Origin of the sequence: Prosthecobacter sp., assembly GCF_044373815.1 — a bacterium.
Taxonomy (GTDB): domain Bacteria; phylum Verrucomicrobiota; class Verrucomicrobiia; order Verrucomicrobiales; family Verrucomicrobiaceae; genus Prosthecobacter.
The window spans coordinates 1-5,209 of record NZ_JBIPNG010000470.1 but is presented as its reverse complement, the minus strand read 5'-3'; the positions used below and the strand labels follow the sequence as shown (position 1 = coordinate 5,209).

Below are 5,209 nucleotides of genomic sequence, written 5' to 3'. Positions count from 1 at the left end.
CGTGAGTTTGGAGCTGGCGGCACTCGCTTGGTGCGGCGGAACTCTTTGCACACGCTGCTGGTGGACGCGGTGTGCGAAGAAGGTGCTGGGTTTGCTTCCCGAAAACGCGTGACATTGACCCAGGGCGACCTCGCCCAGGCTCGGCATGCCCTGGGCTGCGACAGGCCGCACCTTTGGTGCTGAGGAGTTGGATCGAATGCGAGCGACACATCTCCTTAGCTGACTGCGACTCATGGCTGCGCCCCTTCAAAACTAAATACGTGAATTGTTGTTTCGGCAGGAAGATTGCTGATCAAGTGGGAGAAATGATTTCTTTTTGATGCACGTTCACTGAAGCCGCATGACCCGTCGTACTTTTCTCACCTCTGCTGCTGCTTTCGCGGCTGTGCTGCCTTCATCGGGAGCCCTGCGGGGGAAGAAGATGGGGATTGTGATTCATTCGTACTGGAAGCGCTGGCAGGGGAAGTACTCCCATTTGAAGTATCCGCCGTTTGAGCATGCGCTGGATGTTCTGGATCATGTGCGTGACCTTGGCGTGGGGGCGGTGCAGACGCTGGTGGGTGGGTGGACGAGTGAGTTTGCGGGCAAGGTGCGCGCGACCTGTGAATCTTATGGCATGAAGCTGGAGGGCAGCATCACTCTGCCGAAGAATGAGAATGATGTGGGGCGCTTTGAGCAGGAGGTGCGGATCGCCAAGGAGGCGGGAGCCACGATTTTTCGTTCGGCCACGGGCGGCAGGCGCTATGAGCTGTTTACCAGCCTTGAGGACTTCAAGCACTGGAAGGACGGGGCATTTAAGTCCATGCAGCTTGCGGAGCCGGTGGCGCGGAGGCAGAAGGTGAAGATTGGCATTGAGAATCACAAGGATTTTCATGCGGCGGAGCTCGCGGAGGTGCTGGGCCGACTCAGCAGTCCGCACATGGGTGCGTGTGTCGATACGGGCAACAGCATCGCTTTGCTGGAAGATCCGATGACGGTCGTTGAAACGCTCGCGCCTTTTGCGGTGACCACGCACATCAAGGACATGGCGGTGCAGGAGACGGCGACGGGTTTTCTGCTGGCCGAAGTGCCGCTGGGAGAGGGCATCCTGGATCTGCCGCGGATGTTTGCTTTGTTTGAGAAGTATAATCCGCAGATCGACTACCACTTGGAGATGATCACGCGTGATCCGCTCGACATTCACTGCCTCAAACCGACCTATTGGGCCACTTTCCCTGACAAGCCCGGCACGGAACTGGCGCGAACCCTTGCGATGGTGCGCGAGCGTAAGGCGGAGAAGATGCCCAAGACGAGCGGGCTCAACCTTGAGGCGGCGCTGGGGTTGGAGGAGAGCAATATTGTGAAATGCCTGCGTCAGGCGGGGGAGAAGTATGGCTTTACGCCTTCACTGAAGCCGAAGGCGGCGGGGAAGAAGGATGAGCATTGAGTGGCCGCAAAGAGGTGCAAAAGGATGCAAAAAATTGAACAAGCCGGTGATTTGCGCGGAGGTTAATTTTTGAGGGTTCTTGCGGGCATTCCTCCTTGCATGCATGATCGAGCGTCCGTGTCCGAACTTCTCCCAACAGCAGCCTCCACTCCCATTCACGACGCCAAGATGGCGTTGCAGAAGTATTTTGGCTTTCGGGAGTTCCTGGACGGTCAGGAAACGGTGATGGCGAGCATCCTGAGCGGGCGCGACACGATGGTGATCATGCCCACCGGTGGCGGCAAATCCCTGTGCTATCAGCTTCCTGCGATGGTGATGGACGGCGTGACGGTGGTGGTGAGTCCGCTGATTGCCTTGATGAAGGATCAGGTGGATGCGCTGGAGCGGCGGGGTATTCCTGCGACGCTGATCAACAGCTCGATCTCGCTGGGGGAGCAGCAGGAGCGCATCGAAGCGTTGCGGCGTGGGGATTACAAGCTGGTGTATGTGGCGCCGGAGCGGTTTCGCAGCCGGGCATTTACGAATGCGCTGAGGCAGGTGCAGATCGCGCTGGTGGCGGTGGATGAGGCGCACTGTCTCTCGCAATGGGGGCATGATTTTCGACCGGATTACATGCGGCTGGGCGAGGCGCTGGCGCAGCTGGATCGGCCGCAAGTGGTGGCCCTGACCGCGACGGCTACGCCGGAGGTGAGGGACGATATTTTGCAGACGCTCGCGCTGCGTGATCCGTTTGTGACGATTCGTGGCTTTGAGCGGCCGAACCTGAGCCTGAACATTGTTCATACGAAATCGAACTCAGACAAGTATGACCGGCTGAAGAAGATCATCACGCAGTTCAAGACGGGCATCATCTACTGCTCCACGCGCAAACGGGTGGAGGAGGTGGGCGAGGAGCTGCGTTCGTGGAAGATCAAGGTGATCGAGTACCATGGCGGGCTGGATGACAAGGAGCGTGAGTCGCGGCAGACGAAGTTCATCACGAAGAAGGCGGATGTGGCTGTGGCTACGAACGCGTTTGGCATGGGCATCGACCGCTCTGACGTGAGGTTTGTGGTGCACTTCGATGTGCCCGGAAGCGTGGAGGCCTACTACCAGGAGGCGGGCCGTGCGGGACGCGATGGCGAGCCTTCGCAGTGCGATCTGTTCTTCAATTTTGCCGACACGAAGACGCAGGAGTTCTTCATCGATGGGAACAACCCCAGCGTGGACATCATCCGCAATGTGTACCAGACGCTGCTGAATGCGGCGGACTCCAATCATGAGGTGCAGGCTTCGATTGATGACATCACGGAGCGTTCCGGCGCGAAGAACAGCATGGCGATCGGCTCGGCTCTGAGTTTCCTAAACCGGAACGACTACATCGAGCGCTTTGACATTCCCGGCAAACGCATCCGTGGCACGAGGCTGCTGCAGCCGAACGTGCTGACGCGAGATTTGAAGTTCGACACGGACGCCCTCAAGGAGAAAGACCGCCGTGACCGCTCGAAGCTCAAGGCGATGGTCGAGCTCTGCTATGACGACAAGGCCTGCCGGCAGGAGCAGATTTTGCGCTACTTTGGTGAGAGCGAAAGCACACCCTGCGGCACCTGCGATGTGTGCCGGGCGGAGGGCGTGCAGCCACCGCGTGAAGGGGGAGCGGACGAGGTTACCATGCTGAGGCAGGCGCTGAGCGGTATTGCGCGAATGTCCACGAAGCACGCGGATGGCACCTGGGAAGGTCGTTTTGGCAAAGGGCGTATCATCCAGATGCTGGTGGGCAGCAAGTCGAAGGAGATCGTGGACGCGGGGCATGACCAGCTCACGACTTATGGGCTGCTCAAGGATGTGGGCACGCATGCGCTTAACCCGCTGTTTGCCGAAATTGAAAAGCTCGGGCTCATCGAGACCAGCAGCGGTGAGTATCCGAAAGTCACGCTGACTTCACGCGGCGCGGAGGTGATGAAAAAGGGCCTGAACGTGAAGATGCGCTGGCCTTCGATGCATGCGCCGGTGACGAAGCCGAAGGGCAAGACGGCGATGAATGAAGAACTGGCCGCGCGTGAGCTTGGTTTTGATGATGCGCTGTTTGAGAAGCTCAAGCGGCATCGCAGCACTCTGGCGGAATCTGAAGGCGTGCCGCCTTATATTATTTTCAGCAATCAAACGCTGGAGTTTATGACGCGACTAAAACCGAAGACGATTGAGGCGGGGCTCAAGATTCGCGGGGTGGGGGAGAAGAAGGCGAAGGAGTATTTGCCGGACTTCATTCAGATCATCAAAAAGCACGGGTGAGACCGGATTAATAGCGCATGACCGGGCGCTTCAGGATGCGTGCTTTTTGAATGATGTCAGCTGGATGTTCCGGGGTGCCGCGATCCATGAAGTTTTCGATGCTGCGAGAGGCATCGAGAATGGAGCGGACCTGGCTGCCGACGGTGGGGGCGGGATTGAGGTAGTCGTCGATACCGGTCACCGCTTTGTACACGACGGACATTTCGACCACGAAGATGTCGTCCAGGCGGTAAAATTCGCTGCCGGTGAGGAGGCCTGAGCCGGTTTGACCGGTGGGAGATGCGGGTGAAGCTGGGCGCAGGGTTTTGTAGAGGCGGGCGCGGCTGACGGGGAATTCGAGACTGCGCAAGCGTCGCTCATAAACCTGACGGCGAGCGTATTCATCACGTGGAAGTGTGCTGCAACCGGCAGTGGTGAGGATGAGCAGGAGGAGCAGGAAGACGTAACGGAGGTTCATGCGCTGAACGTGACTCCGACACGCAGCGAATCAACTGCGGTCTTTATTCGGTCTTTGCCGCTGTATTGAAAGGCGTTGCTTCGCTGATGCCGGACAAGGCGGTGAGGGATTGGTGGAGCGCGGTGCCGGCGGGAAGTTTGGCGAGAGCATCCGTCAATGCCGCCTGTGCCGCTCCACCTTCAGGATGCTGAAGCGTGGTGGTGGCAAGGGCGAGGACATCGCTGACAGCGGGGTGGGGTGAAGACTCGATGAGAAGCTGCTGCGCACGATGGGCGGCGGGAATGTCATCGAGCTGGATGGCAAGAGCGGCGATGAGGCGAAGCGTGGGGGCATCGAGCTGCGCGCCGGGGATGGACTGCAGTGTGCGCAGGGCCTGGGAAGCCTGCGCTGCGGAGACTTGCAGTCTGGCGAGGTGCTGCAAAGCGGGAGCATCGTCGGGGAAGCGTTTGAGGAAGCCTTCCCACAGCATCGGAGCGGAGGATTCGCCGCGCAGCATGATGTCGAGCTGTGTGAGCAAACGCCAGCCTGCGCGGTCATCGGGCGATGACTGGAGGTGGGTGGCGAGCAGTGTGCGAGCAGCCGCAGGTGCATCGCCGTCTGTCAGCGCCTGTGCCAGTTGCACAGGAGAGAAGCGGCCATGCAGGCTGGCGAGCACTTCGGTCAGTTCTTTGCCGTGCCCGATCTGGGTGGCCAGAGCGTGCAAGCGTGCCAGCACATGGGTTTCACCGATGGCTGCGAGACGGAAGTACATCTCGCAGGCGATGCTGGTCAGATGATTGAGATCGGCGATGCTGGCGCCTTCGTTCAGCCAGCGGCGATATTCAGGGTCGATGGCTGCTGCCGAAGCGAGCTCTTTCAGTGAGCGCTGGTGGTCTGGGCAGGTGCGCAGCTGGCGCTCGATCCAGGGCAGGAGTTCGGCGGATTCTCCTGCGGCACGAGTGGCATGCAGCGCCCGCTGCATGAGGCGCGGCGGGATGGAGTCAGTGGGCTTCAAGGCACGCAGAGAATCGAGCGCGACTCGGGAGGCTTCGGCATAGCGAGTACCTTCGAGCAGA

The 5,209-nt window shown here is 59.6% G+C and carries 5 protein-coding genes; 3 read left to right on the top strand and 2 right to left on the bottom strand.

Annotated features, from left to right (window positions below):
• From ACIREA_RS26275 to ACIREA_RS26265, 3 genes are all read left to right on the top strand, one after another.
• On the top strand, positions 1-183 hold a 183-nt coding region (locus tag ACIREA_RS26275), incomplete at its 5' end, for a hypothetical protein (RefSeq protein WP_397385290.1).
• A 157-nt stretch (positions 184-340) separates the two neighbouring features.
• The gene (locus ACIREA_RS26270) at positions 341-1,426 is read left to right on the top strand and encodes a sugar phosphate isomerase/epimerase family protein (protein WP_397385289.1); all 1,086 of its coding nucleotides are present in this window, start codon (positions 341-343) and stop codon (positions 1,424-1,426) included.
• Positions 1,427-1,543: 117 nt separating this feature from the next.
• A complete protein-coding gene (locus tag ACIREA_RS26265; RefSeq protein ID WP_397385288.1) occupies positions 1,544-3,697 on the top strand; it encodes a RecQ family ATP-dependent DNA helicase in 2,154 nt (717 codons plus the stop codon).
• A 7-nt stretch (positions 3,698-3,704) separates the two neighbouring features.
• Here ACIREA_RS26265 and ACIREA_RS26260 read toward each other — a convergent pair whose 3' ends face one another.
• Both ACIREA_RS26260 and ACIREA_RS26255 read right to left on the bottom strand, forming a co-directional pair.
• Complete coding sequence (locus ACIREA_RS26260) at positions 3,705-4,154, bottom strand: hypothetical protein (protein ID WP_397385287.1); 450 nt, start codon at positions 4,152-4,154, stop codon at positions 3,705-3,707.
• Positions 4,155-4,197: 43 nt separating this feature from the next.
• The coding region (locus tag ACIREA_RS26255) for a tetratricopeptide repeat protein (RefSeq protein WP_397385286.1) at positions 4,198-5,209 on the bottom strand (1,012 nt) is incomplete at its 5' end.